General features: G+C 72.4%; 16 protein-coding genes. 4 read left to right on the top strand and 12 right to left on the bottom strand.

Annotated features, from left to right (window positions below):
• Nucleotides 1-2: 2 nt before the first annotated feature.
• The 3 genes from recA to IEY91_RS06040 all read right to left on the bottom strand — a co-directional run bounded on the left by recA (nt 3) and on the right by IEY91_RS06040 (nt 2,956).
• Entirely contained in the window at nt 3-1,136 is a 1,134-nt protein-coding gene (gene recA / locus IEY91_RS06050) for a recombinase RecA (RefSeq protein WP_164319794.1), read from the bottom strand.
• A 273-nt stretch (nt 1,137-1,409) separates the two neighbouring features.
• A complete protein-coding gene (locus tag IEY91_RS06045; RefSeq protein WP_189173161.1) occupies nt 1,410-2,648 on the bottom strand; it encodes an AI-2E family transporter in 1,239 nt (412 codons plus the stop codon).
• Nucleotides 2,649-2,761: 113 nt separating this feature from the next.
• Nucleotides 2,762-2,956, bottom strand: a complete 195-nt coding sequence (locus tag IEY91_RS06040; protein WP_164319799.1) for a DUF3046 domain-containing protein — start codon at nt 2,954-2,956, stop codon at nt 2,762-2,764.
• A gap of 79 nt (nt 2,957-3,035) precedes the next feature.
• On the opposite strand from IEY91_RS06040, the gene IEY91_RS06035 reads away from it, so the two are divergent.
• A complete protein-coding gene (locus IEY91_RS06035; protein ID WP_189173160.1) occupies nt 3,036-3,977 on the top strand; it encodes a hypothetical protein in 942 nt (313 codons plus the stop codon).
• A 35-nt stretch (nt 3,978-4,012) separates the two neighbouring features.
• On the opposite strand, the gene IEY91_RS06030 is transcribed toward IEY91_RS06035, so the two are convergent.
• The 3 genes from IEY91_RS06030 to IEY91_RS06020 are packed head-to-tail and all read right to left on the bottom strand — an operon-like array spanning nt 4,013 to nt 6,047.
• Complete coding sequence (locus IEY91_RS06030) at nt 4,013-4,321, bottom strand: AzlD domain-containing protein (protein ID WP_164319803.1); 309 nt, start codon at nt 4,319-4,321, stop codon at nt 4,013-4,015.
• The gene (locus tag IEY91_RS06025; protein ID WP_229696791.1) at nt 4,318-5,091 is read right to left on the bottom strand and encodes an AzlC family ABC transporter permease; all 774 of its coding nucleotides are present in this window, start codon (nt 5,089-5,091) and stop codon (nt 4,318-4,320) included. The genes IEY91_RS06030 and IEY91_RS06025 overlap by 4 nt, the downstream gene beginning before the upstream one ends.
• Before the next feature lie 26 nt (nt 5,092-5,117).
• Nucleotides 5,118-6,047, bottom strand: a complete 930-nt coding sequence (locus tag IEY91_RS06020) for an AraC family transcriptional regulator (RefSeq protein WP_189173158.1) — start codon at nt 6,045-6,047, stop codon at nt 5,118-5,120.
• A 79-nt stretch (nt 6,048-6,126) separates the two neighbouring features.
• On the opposite strand from IEY91_RS06020, the gene IEY91_RS06015 reads away from it, so the two are divergent.
• The 3 genes from IEY91_RS06015 (at nt 6,127) to IEY91_RS06005 (ending at nt 12,709) form a co-directional block, all read left to right on the top strand.
• Nucleotides 6,127-10,797 (top strand): ATP-dependent helicase, encoded by a 4,671-nt coding sequence (locus IEY91_RS06015; RefSeq protein ID WP_189173157.1) that lies wholly within the window; start codon nt 6,127-6,129, stop codon nt 10,795-10,797.
• A gap of 227 nt (nt 10,798-11,024) precedes the next feature.
• Nucleotides 11,025-11,825 carry an Fpg/Nei family DNA glycosylase gene (locus IEY91_RS06010; protein ID WP_189173156.1) on the top strand — a complete coding sequence of 267 codons (801 nt, stop codon included), beginning with the start codon at nt 11,025-11,027 and terminating at the stop codon, nt 11,823-11,825.
• A 107-nt stretch (nt 11,826-11,932) separates the two neighbouring features.
• On the top strand, nt 11,933-12,709 hold the full coding sequence (locus IEY91_RS06005; protein WP_189173155.1) for an SDR family NAD(P)-dependent oxidoreductase: 777 nt from the start codon (nt 11,933-11,935) through the stop codon (nt 12,707-12,709).
• Nucleotides 12,710-13,246: 537 nt separating this feature from the next.
• Here the strand turns inward: IEY91_RS06005 and IEY91_RS06000 are convergent.
• From IEY91_RS06000 to rimO, 6 genes are all read right to left on the bottom strand, one after another.
• Nucleotides 13,247-13,660, bottom strand: a complete 414-nt coding sequence (locus IEY91_RS06000; RefSeq protein WP_189173154.1) for a hypothetical protein — start codon at nt 13,658-13,660, stop codon at nt 13,247-13,249.
• 131 nt (nt 13,661-13,791) lie between these two features.
• A complete protein-coding gene (locus IEY91_RS05995; RefSeq protein WP_164319817.1) occupies nt 13,792-14,262 on the bottom strand; it encodes a Dps family protein in 471 nt (156 codons plus the stop codon).
• 147 nt (nt 14,263-14,409) lie between these two features.
• Entirely contained in the window at nt 14,410-14,784 is a 375-nt protein-coding gene (locus tag IEY91_RS05990) for a helix-turn-helix domain-containing protein (RefSeq protein WP_030688912.1), read from the bottom strand.
• Nucleotides 14,785-14,893: 109 nt separating this feature from the next.
• Entirely contained in the window at nt 14,894-15,523 is a 630-nt protein-coding gene (locus IEY91_RS05985) for a CinA family protein (RefSeq protein ID WP_229696742.1), read from the bottom strand.
• On the bottom strand, nt 15,523-16,239 hold the full coding sequence (gene pgsA / locus IEY91_RS05980; RefSeq protein ID WP_164319819.1) for a CDP-diacylglycerol--glycerol-3-phosphate 3-phosphatidyltransferase: 717 nt from the start codon (nt 16,237-16,239) through the stop codon (nt 15,523-15,525). Before pgsA ends, IEY91_RS05985 begins: the two co-directional genes overlap by 1 nt.
• On the bottom strand, nt 16,236-17,768 hold the full coding sequence (gene rimO / locus IEY91_RS05975; protein WP_164319821.1) for a 30S ribosomal protein S12 methylthiotransferase RimO: 1,533 nt from the start codon (nt 17,766-17,768) through the stop codon (nt 16,236-16,238). Before rimO ends, pgsA begins: the two co-directional genes overlap by 4 nt.
• Nucleotides 17,769-17,790: the final 22 nt, after the last annotated feature.

The following is a 17,790-nucleotide window of genomic DNA, read 5'->3' as shown; positions in this document are numbered from 1 at the left end:
GCCTAGCTCTTGGCCGCCGTGGCCTTGGCCTTGGTGACCTTGGCGGCCGCGGGGGCGGGCACCGTCTTGGCCGCGTCGTCCGCTGCGGGGGCGGCCGCGACCGCCGCGTCCGCGCCCGGCTCCGCCGCCGGGGTCTCCGGGCGCACACCGACGCCCAGCTTCTCCTTGATCTTCTTCTCGATCTCGTTGGCGAGATCGGGGTTGTCCTTGAGGAAGTTGCGGGCGTTCTCCTTGCCCTGGCCGAGCTGGTCGCCCTCGTACGTGTACCAGGCGCCGGCCTTGCGGACGAAGCCGTGCTCCACGCCCATGTCGATCAGGCCGCCCTCGCGGCTGATGCCCTGGCCGTAGAGGATGTCGAACTCGGCCTGCTTGAAGGGCGGCGCGACCTTGTTCTTGACGACCTTGACGCGGGTGCGGTTGCCGACCGCGTCCGTGCCGTCCTTGAGGGTCTCGATGCGGCGGATGTCCATGCGCACCGAGGCGTAGAACTTCAGGGCCCGGCCACCGGTCGTGGTCTCCGGGGAGCCGAACATCACACCGATCTTCTCGCGGAGCTGGTTGATGAAGATCGCGGTGGTCTTGGACTGGTTGAGCGCGCTGGTGATCTTCCGCAGGGCCTGGCTCATCAGACGGGCCTGCAGACCCACGTGCGAGTCGCCCATCTCGCCCTCGATTTCCGCGCGCGGCACCAGGGCCGCGACGGAGTCGATGACGATCAGGTCGAGCGCACCGGAGCGGACCAGCATGTCGACGATCTCGAGGGCCTGCTCGCCGTTGTCCGGCTGGGACAGGATGAGGTTGTCGATGTCGACGCCGAGCTTCTTGGCGTACTCGGGGTCGAGGGCGTGCTCGGCGTCGATGAACGCCACCGAGCCGCCCGCCCGCTGGGCGTTGGCCACCGCGTGCAGGGTGAGGGTGGTCTTACCGGAGGACTCCGGTCCGTACACCTCCACCACACGGCCGCGGGGGATGCCGCCGACGCCGAGCGCGACGTCAAGCGCGGTCGACCCGGTGGGGATGACCTCGATGGGCTCATTCGGCCGCTCGCCCATGCGCATCACTGCGCCCTTGCCGAATTGCCGTTCAATCTGTGCGAGCGCGGCGTCGAGCGCCTTCTCGCGGTCGGTTCCTGCCATGGGTTCCACCCGGTTTGCTTGAGTCGATCGCTTCACGTCAAAGACGCTAACGCCTGCCACTGACAATGCGCCCCGACGGCCGCCCGGCCTGTGGATAACTCGGGCGTTCCGCCCGCCTCGATCCACCGGCGCAGGCCGGGGATCCCCCCGTGGACCCCCGGAACAACGCCTCCGGAACCCCTATATGAATGGATGTTCGATTTTGCTGTCAAGCGCACCACGCGGCGGAAGCGGAAGCAGTCGGTCGGGCGGCCGAGGCCGGCCGCCAGGACGTCAGGCCGGGCGGTCGCCGTCCCCGGGACCCGTCAGCACGCGCCGCACGCGTGCGAAGAGGGGCGATCCGCCGCGGCGGTGGTGACCGTGGACACGCGGGTCGTCCGTGACGTCGTACCGCTTCACGTACGCCCCCAGGAAGGCCTGCAGGGTCGCGACCGCCGGGATGGCGACCAGGGCGCCGACCGCGCCGAGGAGCGCCGTGCCCGCGATGACCGACCCGAAGGCGACCGCCGGGTGGATGTCCACGCTCTTGGCGGTGAGCTTGGGCTGCAGGACGTAGTTCTCGAACTGCTGGTAGATCACGACGAAGATCAGCACCCACAGCGCGTACCAGGGGTCCACGGTGAAGGCGATCAGCATCGGCAGGGCACCCGCCAGATACGTGCCGATCGTCGGGATGAACTGCGAGACCAGGCCGACCCAGACCGCGAGCACGGGGGCGTACGGCACTTCCAGGACCTGCAGCAGGATGTAGTGCGCGATTCCGGAGATCAGCGCCATCAGGCCCCGGGAGTAGAGATAACCGCCGGTCTTGTTGACCGCGATCTCCCAGGCGCGCAGCACCTCGGCCTGCTTGGCGGGCGGCAGCACGGAGCACAGCGCGCGCCGCAGCCGCGGCCCGTCGGCGGCGAAGTAGAACGAGAACAGCAGGATCGTCAGGAGCTGGAAGAGGCCGCCGAGCACCTGCGCCGAGACGTCCAGGACGCCGCTCGCGCTGTTCTGCACGTACTTCCGCAGCCAGTCGGAGTGGATCAGGCTGTCCTGGACCTCGACCCGGGACAGGTCCGTGTCGAAGGTCATGTTGATCCAGCGGATGACCTTGTCCAGGTAGTCCGGGAAGTCCTCGACCATGTCGACGATCTGGCCCGCGAGCATCGATCCCATCATGGTGATGAAGCCCGCGCTCGCGACCACGACGCCCAGGAAGACGATGGCCGTGGCCAGACCCCGGCGCAGCCCACGCGCCGCCATCCAGCTCACGGCCGGCTCGACGGCGAGGGCCAGGAAGAACGCGATCAGGATGTTGATCAGCAGCCCGGTGAGCTGGTGGAAGGCCCAACTGCCGAGCTGGAAACAGGCGACCAGGGCGAGCGCGAGCACCATCGCCCGCGGCAGCCAGCGCGGCATGCCGGCGCCACGCGCCTGCTCGGCCCCGGCGGGGGGCTGGGCGGGCGGGGTGGTGCCGGGCGGTGCTGCCTCGGAGGTGATCTGCGCGGTCTCGTCTGTGGGTGCCACCGTGCCAGTCTCGCCCACGCCACCGAGATTCAGCCGCCGCCCCCGGATTTAGCGATCCAGCCGAAACATAAAGTGCTCTCCGCGCGCGAGGGGAACGCCTGCGCGACGCCCTGTCAGCGCTTTTCGGCCGGTACGTCCATGGCCGAGCACACCACCCGCCACACGTCCTTCGCGTCCCAGCCCGCGTCCAGCGCCTGGTGCACCGTGCGCCCGCCGAGGCCCGTCATCACATGATCGCGCGCGAAGGTGTCGGCGTATCCCGCGCCGAAGTGAGCCGCCATCCGCTGCCAGAAGACCGTCAACCGCATGCCTTCAGTATCGCGCCCCTGAGAGTGCAGCCCGGCGCAGAGGGCTTGCCGAGGCGGCGTTCCGCCCTACCTTCGGAACATGGCCGAAAACGGAGCGTCACCGCACGCCGCTTCCTCCCCGCTCGCCCGCGCCGAGCAGTTCGTCTGGCTCACCGCGCGCGTCCTCGAACAGCGCCGGTTCGCGTACCACTTCCTGGACGGCGGCTCCTGGAACGCCGACGCCGTGGAGACCGCGCTGTCCGCGTACGCCAACGAGGACGGCGGATACGGCCACGCCCTGGAGCCCGACCTGCGCGGCCCCGTGAGCCAGCCGCTGCACACCGGGCACGCGCTGCGCGTCCTGGACACCATCCGGCGCTGCGGCGGCATGCGCGTGGAGCGCGTGTGCCGCTATCTGACCGCGGTGTCGACGGCCGAAGGCGCGCTGCCCGCGATCCATCCCAGCCAACGCGGCTACCCCTCGGCGCCGTTCGTGCCCGTGGTGGACAACCCGCCGAGCGAACTGCTCGCCACCGGCCCCGTGGTGGGCCTGCTGCACCGCAACGAGGTGTGGCACGCCTGGCTGTTTCGCGCCACCGACTTCTGCTGGCAGAGCGTGGAGTCCCTGGAGAAGTCGCATCCGTACGAGATCATGGCGGCCGTCGCCTTCCTGGACGGGGCTCCCGACCGCCCGCGCGCGGAGGCGGCCGCCGACCGGCTCGGCCGCCTCGTACGCGAACAGCACCTGGTGGCCCTCGACCCCGAGCGTGCCGACGCCAACCCGATCCCTCCGGGGTACGGCCCCGGCGAGCACCACTTCGCGCACGACTTCGCGAAGGCACCCGAATCGCTCGCCCGCGCGTGGTTCACGGACGACGAGATGACGCGTTCCCTGGACTTCCTGCTGAACGACCAACAAGAAGACGGCGGTTGGCCGATCCGGTGGAGGCAGTGGGCTCCCAGTACGGCTCTGGAGTGCCGCCCGATGGTCACGATCGAGGCGTTGCGCACACTGCGGGCGTACGGGCGGCGCATCGGCTGAGGCCCGCCACCCCGGCCCGTCGCCCCGGCCGTCCGTCAGCCGGCCATGGCCCGCACCCCCGCCGTGACGAGCACGGCCGCCGCGATCACGAGGAGGAAGGGCGCGCGCAGCAGCAGCGCCACGGCGGCCGCGGCGAGTCCGGCCGCCTTGGCGTCGAGCACGAGGGTCCTGCCGTCGGCGAAGGTCTGCTGGGCCGTGAGAGCGGCCAGCAGCGCCACCGGCAGCAGCGCGGCCATGCGCTTGACGAGCGGCCGCTCCAGGGCGCCCACGGGCACGAGGAGGCCCGCCAGCTTGACGGCGTAGCAGCCGACGGCGGTCACGGCGATGGCGGTCCAGATGTTCAACGGTCTTTTCCTTGCGTGCTGTTGGACGTCGTGCCGTCCGTGCTGTGGGGCTTCGGGCCGTCTGCCTCAGGTGCGGAGGCTTTACGGCCCACTCCGTAGAGGACCATCGGCACGGCCAGCGCCGCGGCGAGAACCGGCACTCCCTGGGGCAGCACCGAAAGCAGTCCGAGGCCCAGAAGGACGGCGATTGCGGCGACCGCGCGCTCCGTTGCGGTGCGCACCATCGGGGCGAGCAGCGCGAGGAACACGGCGGGACCCGCGGCGTCGAGGCCCCAGGTGTCGGTGTCACCGATGGCCTCCGCGCCGAGTGCCCCCAGGAGCGTGGTGAGGTTCCACAGGAGGTACAGGCTGATTCCGGTGACGGCGAAGCCGATGCGGACGGCCCGTCGCCCCGACTGCGCGAGGGAGACGGCCGTCGTCTCGTCGATCACGAAGTGGGCGGCCAGGGGGCGCACCGCGCGCGGGAGGGCGAGCAGTTGGGAGAGCCGCAGCCCGTAGAAGGCGTTGCGCATGCTGAGGAAGACGGCTCCCACCGAGGCCGTGAGCGGACTGCCGCCACCCGCGAGCGCGCCCACCAGGGCGAACTGCGAGGCTCCGGTGAACGCCAGCAGGCTCAGCGCACAGGTCTGCAGCACGGTGAGCCCGCTGCCGGCCGAGGTGACGCCGAAGGCGAAGCCGGAGAGGCCGACGGCGACTCCGACGCCGAGGGCGTCCCGGACCACGGCGGAGTCGGGACGGTTCGGGGCGTCGGCGCCGTCAGAACGGCTCAGGACGTCGGCGCCGTCCGGGCGGGCCGTTACGTCAACGGCGTCGGCGTCGGCCGGGCCCCGGGGTATGTCTGCGGATGATGTTCGTTCTGCCACGCCGTGGACGCTACGAGGAGGGCGTCCGAGCGGTCTTGTACGTTCTTGCGCTCCCGCTGGTAGGCGCCCGGAGGCACCCCGACGATCCGCGCGAAGTGCCGGTTCAGGTGCGGCTGGTCGGCGAACCCCACGGCGACGGCCGCCTCCGCGGGCGTCGTACCGGCGTCCAGGAGACGGCGGGCGCGCCGCACGCGCGCGTCGGTGAGCCAGGCGTGCGGCGGCATGCCGTAGGCGTCACGGAAGGCGCGCAGCAGGGCGAAGGAACTCACGCCGAGACCGGCGGCGAGCCGCTCCAGGCTCGGCGGGTCGACGAGCCGCTCTTCCAGGACGGCACGCGCGCGTGCCGCGACCCCCGCGCCCGCCGAGGGCACACCGCGCTGCGGCAGGTTGCCGCCGTTCAGCCGCAGCAGCCTGGTGACGGCCACCTTCAGGAACGTGTCGGCGGCGAGCGCGTTGGCTTCCTCGGCGGCCCGCAGCACCCGGTGGATCAGGGTCACGGCGTACGGGTCCTCCAGCACCGGCAGGACGAAGCCGGGCGTCCCGCGCAGGGTGGTCGTCTCCGCGGCGATGGCGGCGACCACGTCCGGGGCCGGGTAGACCGCGCCGTACAGCCAGCCCTCGGGGTCTCCGGCGCGGCCCGTGTGCGGGGTCTCGGGGTTGATCAGGGCGAGGCTGCCGGGTCCCGCGTGCCGGTCGGCGCCGCTGTGCCGGAAGACGTCGACGCCTTCGAGGACCGCGGCCATCACGAAGTGCTCGTGGGTGTGGCGCGCGAAGGTCTTGCGGACGTAGCGCGCCCGCAGCAGGTCGACGCCGGGCAGCTCCGCGTACGTCCAGTGCCGCGCCTGCTCCGCCGAACCTGCCATACCTCCATTCTGCGCCGTCGGCGCAAACCCTTTTTCGCAGGTCGGGGCCATTGTCAGTGGCGGGGTGCACGATGGGGTCATGGTCAGGTCCGCCCGCAGCCCCCGCGCTGCCCTCGACGGCTTCTCCCCCGCGACCCGCGGCTGGTTCACGGGAGCCTTCTCCGCGCCCACGTCCGCCCAGGCCGGGGCGTGGCAGGCGATCGCGGAGGGCTCGGACGTGCTGGTGGTCGCCCCGACCGGCTCCGGCAAGACCCTGGCCGCCTTCCTCGCCGCCCTGGACCAGCTCGCCTCGACCCCGCCCCCGGCCGACCCCAAGAAGCGCTGCCGGGTGCTTTACGTATCGCCCCTGAAGGCCCTCGCGGTCGACGTGGAGCGCAATCTGCGCAGCCCGCTCACCGGCATCCGCCAGGAGTCCGTGCGCCTCGGCCTGCCCGAGCCCGAGGTGCGGGTGGGCATCCGCTCCGGGGACACCCCGGCGGCCGAGCGCCGCGCCCTGTCCACCCGCCCGCCGGACATCCTGATCACGACGCCCGAGTCACTGTTCCTGATGCTCACGTCCGCCGCGCGGGACGCCCTGACGGGCATCGAGACGGTGATCCTGGACGAGGTGCACGCCGTCGCGGGCACCAAGCGCGGCGCCCACCTGGCCCTGTCCCTGGAGCGCCTGGACACGCTCCTGAAGCGCCCCGCGCGCCGGATCGGCCTGTCGGCGACGGTCCGCCCGGTGGACGAGGTGGCGCGATATCTGTCGCCCCAGCGCCGCGTGGAGATCGTGCAGCCCGCGTCGGGCAAGGAATTCGACCTCTCCGTGGTCGTCCCGGTCGAGGATCTCGGCGAGCTGGGCGGCTCCCCGGCGACCGACACCGACCAGAGCGCGGAGCGCCCCTCGATCTGGCCGCACGTCGAGGAGCGCATCACCGACCTCGTGCAGGCGCACCGCTCGACGATCGTCTTCGCCAACTCCCGCCGCCTGGCGGAGCGCCTGTGCAACCGCCTCAACGAGATCGCGTACGAGCGAGCGACGGGCGAGGCCCTGCCGGACGACCACAGTCCGGCGGAGGTGATGGCGCAGTCGGGCGCCGCGCAGGGCGCGCCGCCCGTGCTCGCCCGCGCCCACCACGGCTCGGTCTCCAAGGAGCAGCGCGCCCAGGTCGAGGAGGACCTGAAGGCGGGCCGGCTGCCCGCCGTGGTCGCCACGTCCAGCCTGGAGCTGGGCATCGACATGGGCGCGGTGGACCTGGTGGTGCAGGTCGAATCGCCCCCCTCCGTGGCCTCAGGGCTGCAGCGGGTGGGCCGCGCGGGGCACCAAGTGGGCGCGGTCTCCACGGGAGTCGTCTTCCCGAAGTACCGCGGTGACCTGGTCCAGGCCGCCGTCGTCACGGAGCGGATGCGCACGGGCTCGATCGAGTCCCTGCGGGTCCCGGCGAACCCCTTGGACGTGCTGGCCCAGCAGCTCGTCGCGATGGTGGCGCTCGACAGCTGGCAGGTGGACGACCTGCTGGCGGTGGTCCGCCGCGCCGCGCCGTTCGCCGCGCTCCCGGAGTCCGCGTTCACGTCCGTCCTGGACATGCTCGCCGGCCGCTATCCGTCCGACGCGTTCGCGGAGCTGCGCCCGCGCGTGGTGTGGGACCGCGTCGCGGGCACGGTCACCGGGCGGCCGGGGGCGCAGCGCCTCGCGGTCACCTCGGGGGGCACGATTCCCGACCGCGGTCTCTTCGGCGTCTTCCTCGCGGGCGCCGACCCGAAGAAGGGCGGCGGCCGCGTCGGCGAGCTCGACGAGGAGATGGTCTACGAATCCCGCGTGGGCGACGTCTTCACCCTCGGCACGAGCTCCTGGCGCATCGAGGACATCACCCGCGACCGCGTCCTGGTCTCCCCTGCTCCCGGCGTCCCCGGAAGGCTGCCGTTCTGGAAGGGCGACCAGCTCGGCCGCCCGCTCGAACTGGGCCGCGCCGTGGGCGCGTTCCTCCGGGAGGTCGGCTCGCTGCCCGAGGCCGACGCGCGCGGACGCCTGCTCGCCGCGGGCCTCGACACCTGGGCCGCGGACAACGTCCTGGCGTACCTCTCCGAGCAGCGCGAGGCCTGCGGCCACATCCCGGACGACCGCACGATCGTGGTCGAGCGCTTCCGCGACGAGCTGGGCGACTGGCGCGTCGTGGTGCACTCCCCGTTCGGCGCCCAGGTGCACGCGCCCTGGGCGCTGGCCCTCGGCGCCCGCCTCACCGAGCGGTACGGCATGGACACCCAGGTCATGCACGCCGACGACGGCATCGTGCTGCGCCTGCCGGACGCCGACCTGATGGGCCTCGACCTGCTCGACCAAGACCCGGTGGACGTCACCGTGGACTCGGCGTTCGACCCCGAACAGGCCCCCGTGGGCGCGGGCGACGTGGCCTTCGACAAGGGCGAGGTCCGCCAGATCGTCACCGACCAGGTGGGGGGCTCAGCGCTGTTCGCCTCCCGGTTCCGTGAGTGCGCCGCCCGCGCGCTGCTGCTGCCGCGCCGCAGCCCGGGCAAGCGCACGCCCCTGTGGCAGCAGCGCCAGCGCGCCGCCCAGCTCCTCGAAGTCACCAGTGAGTTCGGCTCCTTCCCGATCGTCCTGGAGGCCGTCAGGGAGTGCCTCCAGGACGTCTTCGACGTACCGGGCCTGACCGAGCTGATGGGCGACATCGAGTCCCGCAGCGTCCGCCTCGTCGAGGTCACCACCCAGGAGCCGTCCCCCTTCGCCCGCTCCCTCCTGTTCGGGTACGTGGCGCAGTTCCTGTACGAGGGCGACTCACCGCTGGCCGAGCGCCGCGCCGCCGCCCTGTCCCTGGACTCCCGCCTCCTCGCCGAGCTGCTTGGCCAGGCGGAACTGCGCGAGCTGCTCGACACCGACGTCCTCACCACCCTGGAGCAGGAGCTCCAGTGGCTCACGGAGGACCGCCGCGTCAAGGACGCCGAAGGCGTGGCCGACCTGCTGCGCCTCCTCGGCCCGCTCACGGACGCCGAGCTGGCCGAGCGCGGCGCGGAGCCCGATTGGGCCGCGGAGCTGGCCAGCGCCCGCCGCGCCATCCGCGTCCGCGTCGCCGGGGCGGACCACTGGGCGGCGATCGAGGACGCGGGCCGCCTGCGGGACGCGCTCGGCACGGCGCTGCCGGTCGGCGTCCCGGAGGCCTTCACCGAGCCCGTCAAGGACCCCTTGGGCGACCTCCTCGCGCGCTACGCCCGCACGCACGGCCCGTTCACGTCCGCCGCGGCGGCCGCCCGCTTCGGCCTGGGCGCGGCGGTCACGGACGGGGCGCTGCAGCGCCTGGCGGCGAACGGCCGTGTCGTACAAGGAGAGTTCCATCCGGCGGGGATCGGCCAGGAGTGGTGCGACGCCACCGTCCTGCGCCGACTGCGCCGCCGCTCCCTCGCCGCCCTGCGGCACGAACTGGAACCGGTGCCACCGGCCGCCCTCGCCCAATTCCTGCCGCAGTGGCAGCACTTGAGCGGGCACGGCCTGCGCGGAATCGACGGCCTGGTGCGCGCCATCGAGCAGCTCCAGGGCGCATCGGTCCCGGCGTCCGCCCTGGAGAAGCTCGTCCTGCCCTCCCGCGTCACCGGATACACCCCCGCGATGCTCGACGAGCTGACAGCGGCCGGCGAGGTGGTCTGGGCGGGCGCCGGAGCACTCCCCGGCAAGGACGGCTGGATCAGCCTGTATCTGGCGGACGCGGCCCCGCTCCTCCTCCCGCAGCCCCACCCCCTGGAGCTCACCGCACTCCACCAGTCCGTCCTGGACACCCTCTCCGGAGGCTACGGATTGTTCTTCCGGCAGATCGCCGACCAGGTACGCGCCACCACGCATCCGGACGCCTCCGACCCCCAACTGGCGGACACCGTATGGGACCTGGCGTGGTCCGGCCGCCTCACCAACGACACGCTCACCCCCATGCGCAACCTCCTGGGCTCGGGCCGCACCGCGGGTTCCACCGCCCACCGGGCCAAGCGCGGCATCCCGCGCGGGCGGTACGGCTCGCTCACGGCCGCGGCCCGCCCGGCCTCGCGCACCGGCCCGCCCACGGTCGCGGGCCGGTGGTCGCTGCTGCCCGCCCGCGAGCCCGACCCGACCCTGCGGGCCCACGCCCTGGCCCGCACACTCCTCGACCGGCACGGCGTGGTGACCCGCGGAGCGGTCGCGGCGGAAGGCGTGGAGGGCGGCTTCTCGGCGGCGTACCGCGTCTTGTCGGCCTTCGAGGACAACGGCCAGGCACGCCGGGGCTACGTGGTGGAGGGCCTGGGGGCCGCACAGTTCGCGATGGACGGCGCGGTGGACCGACTGCGGGCGGGGGCCAACGCCCGTGAGCGCGCGGACACTTCCCGACCGTCCGACGCCCAGGCGGTCGTCCTGGCAGCCGCCGACCCCGCCAACGCATACGGCGCGGCGCTGCCCTGGCCGGAGCCCCCCACCGAAGCCGGCCACAAGCCGGGCCGCAAGGCAGGCTCACTGGTCGTCCTGGTCGACGGCGAGCTGACCCTGTACATGGAACGCGGCGGCAAGTCACTGCTCGCCTGGCCCACCGCACCGGCTGACACACCCCCCTCGGAGGACCCACGTCTACCGGCCGCCGCCGAGGCACTGGCCTCCGCGGCCAAGGCGGGCGCCCTGGGCACGGTCACCGTAGAACGAATCAACGGCTCCGCCTCCCTGACGTCCCCCTACGCCCCACTCCTGGAACAAACAGGCTTCCACGCCACCCCTCGCGGCCTACGCCTCCGCCCCTGACCCCACCGGCCGAACAACCGCCAACGAACCGGAGGGGCCGTGCCACAACGGACCGCAAGGCGAAAGGCGAGCAACCGCCCCCGGCGAAAAGGCGACCGGCGACCCCACCACCAGCACCACCCAGGCACCCAGACACCCAGACACCCAGGCGCCCAGACACCCAAAAGCGCCCAAGCCACCCACCCCGCCCAAGGCGCCCCCGCCAGCAAAAGTGCAACGCTAACCCCATGCCCGAAGGAGACACAGTCCACCAAACGGCCCACCGCCTGCACAAAGCCCTGGCCGGACACCCCCTCACCCGCTCCGACCTCCGCGTCCCCCAACACGCCACGGCCGACCTAACCGACCGCACCGTCCTGGACGTGACCCCGCGCGGCAAGCACCTCCTCACCCGGGTAGAAGGCGGCCTCACCCTCCACTCGCACCTGGGCATGGACGGCTCCTGGCGGGTGTACGCCCCGCAGGAGCGCTGGCGCGGCGGCCCCGCCCACCAGATCCGAGCAGTCCTCGCGACCGCCGCCCACACGGCCGTGGGCTACCGCCTCCCGGTCCTGGAACTGCTCCGCACCGCCGACGAACCCCGCGCGGTGGGCCACCTGGGCCCGGACCTCCTGGGCCCCGACTGGGACCCGGAGCAGGCGCTGCGCAACCTCCGCGCAGCCCCCGAACGCCCGCTGGGCGAGGCCCTGCTGGACCAGCGCAACCTCGCGGGCATCGGCAACATCTACAAGAGCGAGCTCTGCTTCCTGCTCGGCGCCACCCCCTGGCTCCCGGTAGGCGAGCTCCCCGAGGAGACGGCGGCCCGCCTCCCGACCCTGGCGAAGAAGCTCCTGGAAGCCAACCGCGACCGCCCGGCCCGCACGACGACGGGCAGCACCCGCCCGGGACAGCGGCTGTACGTGTACGGCCGCGCGCCACGCCCCTGCCTGCGCTGCGGCACATCCCTGCGCTCGGCGGAGCAGGGCGACGCCACCCGCCGACGCCCCACGTACTGGTGCCCGACCTGCCAACAGGGCCCCACCCCCTGACGAAGCGCGGCCACCCCCCACCCAGCCCCCGCAACCGACAGACAACCCACAACCACGACCACGCAGGCCAGTTGACGCCCCGTCAGATACCGCCGTACGGTCCCGCCATGGCCATAACGGCGTACGACCTCACCGGCCGCACCGCGTTCGTCACCGGCGCCGCCGGCGGAATCGGCCGAGCCACCGCCGTACTCCTCGCCGAGGCGGGCGCGACAGTGCACTGCGCCGACCTCGACGCCCAGGGCCTCAAGGAAACGGCCACCCGCATCAAGGCGGACGGCGGCACCGCGTCCACGTACACCCTGGATGTCGCCGACAAGGCACAGGTCGACCAGGCCGTGGCCGAGGCCACCGCCCCGTCGGGCCGCCTGGACGTAATGGCGGCCATCGCCGGGATCATGCACAGCAGCCCGGTCCTGGAGACCCGCGACGAGGATCTCGACCGGGTTCTGGCCGTGAACTTCAAGGGAGTGCTGTACGCGTGCCAGGCGGCGGCCCGCGCGATGATCGACGCGGGCGCGGGCGGCAGCATCGTGACGATGGCGTCGAGCGCCGTCGACACCAGCCACCCCGGCCTGCTCTGCTACGCCTCCGCGAAGGCGGCCGTCGTCCAGCTGACGAAGACGCTGGCGACGGAGGTCGGCCCGCACGGCATCCGCGTCAACGCCGTTGCCCCGGGGTGGACTCGTACGCCGATGACGCATCGTCACGAGGAGGACGCCCAGGCGGCGACGGAGGCCGCGCTGGCGCGCAGGTCACCCCTCGGCAGGGTCGGCGAACCCGAGGACGTGGCGCACGCAGTGCTGCACCTGGCGTCGGACGCGTCCTCGTTCACGACGGGCCAGATCCTCCGCCCGAACGGCGGCGTCGCCATGCCTTGGTGACCCAGGCACGCAGCGACCTCGCCCCAGCCCCGGACGCGGACCCGGACTCCACACCCACCTTCGCCCCCGACCCATTCCCGGACCCGAACCCCGAACCCACCTCCGGGACCCACCCCTGCCACGGACCACCCCCACCCCCACCGCCCACATCTCCCCCGCCCCCACCCCCACGCACACGCCCCCGCCGCCCCGCCCCCACAGCCCGCCCCTTCGGCACGCAGTGCACCGGCAGCAGACTCAACCCCCACCCCCCGGCCGCGACGGCCCCCTCCAGCACCCCCGCGTCGGGCGCCAGCGCGAGCCGGAAGACGGCCCACCACCACAGCGCGGCAAGCCCCAGTGCCGGCGCCCACCGCAGCATGCGCCCCGCCACGGCTTTCACCTCCCGCCAGGAGCCGGACCGACCGCACGGCCACACCCCAGGAGCCCGCCACCCGACCTGGACGCGGGCCTTCCGAGTCTCCCCCGCCCCGCCCCGACCCGCATCCGATGCCCCTTAGGCACACCCATAGGCACACCCGCCGGGACAGCGCCCCCTCACCGCTCGCCCTCCGGCTCCCCCTGGCCGATCTCCCGCTCGAACCGCGCGAGCCGCCGGTACCCGCGCAGCGCCCGCCCCATGGGAACGATCGGCGCCGGCGTGAGCCGCACCAACGGCTGAAGGACGACCCAGAACATCCCGAGCGTCAGGCTCGCCAGGCAGAACACGGCCTGGCCGCGCTCGGCCGAGGCGTCGGGCCGCGCGAGCCAGAACAGCGCGATGAACTCGGCCACGCAGAGCAGGAACACCACGAAGGCCCAGGCGAACCCCGCCAGGTAGGCAAGGACCGGCTGCCGCGCGAGGTGATCTCCTCGATCCGCGCACGCGTCGCCCGCACCAGCTCGGGCGTCGGCTGCCGGGAAGGGCGTCGAACACGGCGAGGCCTGGACCGCTGTCCGAGAACCGATCAAGCCCGTCCGATCCACCGAGACAACGGCCCACCACCGGCACGCCGACGAAGCCCGGAAAACCTGGCCGGACGCCGCCCACTCGGCCACCCGGCCACCCGACTGGAAACCCGGCAAAAGGCCCCCGGCCAGCCCTATCCGTTCTCGGCCTGGAACATCCAGTGATGCTTCTCCAGATCAGCCGTGATCTGGATGAAGATGTCCTGGCTCACCGGATCCGCGTCCCCGGTGGAGTTCACCCGCTCCCGCATCCGCGTGATCACCGCGCCGAGCGCGTCCACGAGCGTGCCCACGGCGTCGGTGTCCTTGACCCAGCCCTCGGCGACCTTGCCGATGCCGCTGGTCGACGCCACCGTCCCGGCCCGTCCGTCGGGCGAGACGCCCAGGGTCGAGGCGCGCTCGGCGACGGTGTCGGAGTGCAGTCGGGCGGTGTCCACGACCTCGTCGAGCTGCAGGTGCACGGAGCGGAAGCGCGGACCGACCACGTTCCAGTGGATCTGCTTGGCCACCAGGGACAGGTCGACAAGGTCCACGAGGGCTCCCTGCAGGGCCTCGGACACCGTCTTCAGGTCGTCGTCGGGCAACGGGCTCTTCACGACGTACATCGGTTCCTCCGCGTCTCGGCTGTCGGTCGGGGTCGTCCAGAACCACCACCAACCATCGCGCAAGCACGTGATCGCGGCCACTTCGGACAGCGAAAAGCCCCGGCCAATGACCCGGCCGGGGCTCTTCGTGTGCGTGCGGGCCTGCCGTCAGGCGGCGACGACGTCGACCGCCTCCGCAGGCGCCTTGATGGTCACCCGTTCCGGTGGCACGCCGGTCACCGAGACGGAATTGAGCATCGGGCGTACCGGTGCGCGCACCGGTTCCGTTGCCGCTGCCGACTCGGCCAGCTCGGCGAGCGAGAGCTCGTCGCTCACTTCTCGCATGAGCTCGGACATCCGTACGTCAAGCGCGTCGCAGATCGCGGAAAGCAGCTCGGAGGAAGCCTCCTTCTGCCCCCGCTCCACCTCGGAGAGATAGCCGAGTGAGACTCGGGCGGACGAGGAGACTTCGCGCAGAGTACGGCCCTGGCGCTGGCGCTGCCGACGCAGCACGTCACCAAGCAGGCGACGGAGCAGAATCATCGGTGGCTCCCTCCTCGGACCGCGTAGCCGCATCCTTCTCGCCCCACCGTACCGCCTCGCGCGGCGGCCGTGCGGGGAGCGATGTCGTGTTCACTCAGGGCTGCAAACATCAAGTCCCCCCGTTCTGTTCCGTATCCTGTGCCCGCCCATTCCCGGCGCGTTCGCCGGAGAGCTGCCGAAGGAGCAGTCCCAGCACACTGCGTACGCTCTCTGTACGGATTTCCGTACGGTTTCCGTTCAACCGCAGGGCGGCCACATTCCCCTCAGAGCGAAGCGGGGAACCAGGGCCCACGACCGCCACGAACACCGTTCCGACGGACTTGCCGTCCTGCGGATCGGGGCCGGCGACGCCCGTCGTGGCCAGCCCCCAGTCCGCCCCGAGCAGCCCTCGTACGCCCGCGGCCATCTGCAGCGCGACGTCGGCGTCCACGGCCCCGCGGGCGGCGAGCAGCGCGCCGTCCACGCCCAGGACCTGCTGCTTCAGCTCGGTCGCGTACGCCGTCACGGAACCCCGGAAGACCTGCGAGGCACCCGGCACCGCCGTCACCTCGGCGGCCACGAGACCGCCCGTCAGCGACTCGGCGACGGCCAGCGTCTCCCCGCGCTCGCCGAGCAGCCGCAGCACCTCGGCAGCGGCAGCACCGGCCGCGGGAGCGGCGGCGGGAGCGGCAGCAGCCTCAGGGCCACCGGCGGCCACGACGCCACCACCGGCACCGGCCGCCCCCCGCCCCCCGGACATCACTTCGCGGCTCCCCGAGCCGACTCCGGCCCGGCCTCCTCGCGCGCAGCCGCGGACGCGGCCCCGGCCTCCGCCATCCCCTGCCGACGCAGCACAATGGCCTGTTTCACATAGTCGAGCCCGGTCACCACGGTGAGGACGACCGCGACCGCCATCACCCAGAACCGCAGCGTCGCCAGCGGGCCGGTCAGCGCCAGGACGTACATCCCGACGGCCGTGCCCTGCGCGAGCGTCTTCATCTTGCCGCCGCGGCTGGCGGGGATGACGCCGTAGCGGATCACCCAGAAACGCAGCAGCGTGATCCCGAGCTCACGCCCGAGGATCACGCCCGTCACCCACCACGGCAGATCGCCCAGCCAGGACAGACAGATCAGCGCGGACCCCATGATCGCTTTGTCGGCGATGGGGTCGGCGATCTTCCCGAAGTCCGTGACCAGGTTGTACGTACGTGCCAGATGGCCGTCGAAGAGATCGGTGATCATGGCGACGGCGAAGGCGGCCCAGGCGAACGAGCGCCAGGCCGGGTCGTACCCGCCGTCGGCGAGCAGCAGCATCACGAAGCCGGGCACGAGCAGCAGCCGGATCATGGTCAGCATGTTCGCGACGTTCCACAGACTGGCCTGGTCGACCGCCGCGGCGCCCAGCTTTCCGCCGCGCACCGGCTTCGCGCCGTGCGCGCCGGAGCCGCCCGCCGCGGATGCCGGGACTTGGGTCATCTGCCCACCCCTTCCGCGGCGCCCTGGGACCGGCCCGCGCCGGGGCCCTCGGACCCGGACCCAACGGGTCCGGTTTCCAGGAGCTCGCACTGCTCAGCCACCAGATCCACGCCTTCCGTGCCGACCACCTTTGCCACGACCATACGGCCGACGCGCAAGGCCTCCCCAGCCGTCGCGTCCGCGAAGCGGATCTGGCCGTCCGTCTCGGGCGCCTGGTGCGCGGCACGCCCGAGGGCGCCGTCCTCGTCGTCCACGGACTCGATCAGCACCTCGATGCGCTCGCCGAGGCGCTCCTCGGCGCGCTGCGAGGTCAGCTGCTCCGCGAGCCGCGAGACCCGCGCGAGGCGCTCGTCGACGACGTCCTGGTCGAGCTTGTGGTCGTACGTCGCCGCTTCGGTGCCCTCCTCGTCGGAGTACCCGAAGACGCCGATGGCGTCGAGCCGCGCGCCCGTGAGGAAGCGCTCCAGCTCGGCGACGTCGGCCTCGGTCTCGCCGGGGAAGCCGACGATGAAGTTGGACCGGACACCGGCCTGCGGGGCCTTGCTCCGGATGGTGTCGAGCAGCTCCAGGAAGCGGTCGGTGTCCCCGAAGCGCCGCATCGCGCGCAGCACGCCGGGCGCGGAGTGCTGGAAGGACAGGTCGAAGTACGGCGCGACCTTCTCCGTGGACGTCAGGACGTCGATGAGCCCGGGGCGCATCTCGGCGGGCTGCAGGTAGCTGACGCGGACGCGCTCGATGCCGTCGACGGCGGCCAGCTCGGGAAGCAGCGTCTCCAGGAGGCGGATGTCGCCGAGGTCCTTGCCGTACGAAGTGTTGTTCTCGGAGACCAGCATGACCTCCTTGACGCCCTGCTCGGCCAGCCAGCGCGTCTCGCCCAGCACGTCCGAGGGGCGGCGGGAGATGAACGAGCCGCGGAAGGACGGGATGGCGCAGAAGGAGCACCTGCGGTCGCAGCCGGAGGCCAGCTTCACCGAGGCGACCGGGTTGCTGCCCAGACGGCGGCGCAGGGGCGCACGCGGCCCGGAGGCGGGTGCGACGCCCTCGGGCAGGTCGACGGGCGCGTGGCCCGGCAGGGAGACCTCCGTGCCCGCTTCCTGGCGCTCCGCGGGGCTGATCGGGAGCAGCTTGCGGCGGTCGCGCGGGGTGTGCGAGGCGTGGATGCCGCCGTTGAGGATGGTTTGGAGGCGGTCGGAGATGTCGGCGTAGTCGTCGAAGCCGAGGACGCCGTCGGCCTCGGGCAGCGCCTCGGCCAGATCCTTGCCGTAGCGCTCGGCCATGCAGCCGACGGCCACGACGGCCTGGGTTCTGCCGTGACCCTTGAGGTCATTGGCTTCGAGCAGGGCGTCTACGGAGTCCTTCTTGGCGGCTTCGACGAAGCCGCAGGTGTTGACGACTGCGACGTCCGCGTTCTCGGCGTCCTCCACGAGGTCCCAGCCGTCCGCCTCCAAGCGGCCTGCGAGCTCCTCCGAGTCCACCTCGTTACGGGCGCAGCCAAGCGTGACAAGGGCGACAGTGCGGCGTTCGGGCATGGAATCAAGACTACTTCGTCCA

Source organism: Streptomyces lasiicapitis (assembly GCF_014646335.1).
Lineage (GTDB): Bacteria > Actinomycetota > Actinomycetes > Streptomycetales > Streptomycetaceae > Streptomyces > Streptomyces lasiicapitis.
Note: the sequence above shows the minus strand (reverse complement) of the source record. Positions and strands in the feature narration are given on the sequence as shown.

What these genes read in the sequence shown, in the direction of transcription:
- recA (WP_164319794.1), bottom strand. Translation starts at nt 1,136, where the DNA reads ATGGCAGGAACCGACCGCGAGAAGGCGCTCGACGCCGCGCTCGCACAG.
- IEY91_RS06040 (WP_164319799.1), bottom strand. Translation starts at nt 2,956, where the DNA reads ATGCGGTTGACGGTCTTCTGGCAGCGGATGGCGGCTCACTTCGGCGCG.
- IEY91_RS06035 (WP_189173160.1), top strand. Translation starts at nt 3,036, where the DNA reads ATGGCCGAAAACGGAGCGTCACCGCACGCCGCTTCCTCCCCGCTCGCC.
- IEY91_RS06020 (WP_189173158.1), bottom strand. Translation starts at nt 6,047, where the DNA reads ATGGCAGGTTCGGCGGAGCAGGCGCGGCACTGGACGTACGCGGAGCTG.
- IEY91_RS06015 (WP_189173157.1), top strand. Translation starts at nt 6,127, where the DNA reads ATGGTCAGGTCCGCCCGCAGCCCCCGCGCTGCCCTCGACGGCTTCTCC.
- IEY91_RS06010 (WP_189173156.1), top strand. Translation starts at nt 11,025, where the DNA reads ATGCCCGAAGGAGACACAGTCCACCAAACGGCCCACCGCCTGCACAAA.
- IEY91_RS06005 (WP_189173155.1), top strand. Translation starts at nt 11,933, where the DNA reads ATGGCCATAACGGCGTACGACCTCACCGGCCGCACCGCGTTCGTCACC.
- IEY91_RS05995 (WP_164319817.1), bottom strand. Translation starts at nt 14,262, where the DNA reads ATGTACGTCGTGAAGAGCCCGTTGCCCGACGACGACCTGAAGACGGTG.
- IEY91_RS05990 (WP_030688912.1), bottom strand. Translation starts at nt 14,784, where the DNA reads ATGATTCTGCTCCGTCGCCTGCTTGGTGACGTGCTGCGTCGGCAGCGC.
- IEY91_RS05985 (WP_229696742.1), bottom strand. Translation starts at nt 15,523, where the DNA reads ATGTCCGGGGGGCGGGGGGCGGCCGGTGCCGGTGGTGGCGTCGTGGCC.
- pgsA (WP_164319819.1), bottom strand. Translation starts at nt 16,239, where the DNA reads ATGACCCAAGTCCCGGCATCCGCGGCGGGCGGCTCCGGCGCGCACGGC.
- rimO (WP_164319821.1), bottom strand. Translation starts at nt 17,768, where the DNA reads ATGCCCGAACGCCGCACTGTCGCCCTTGTCACGCTTGGCTGCGCCCGT.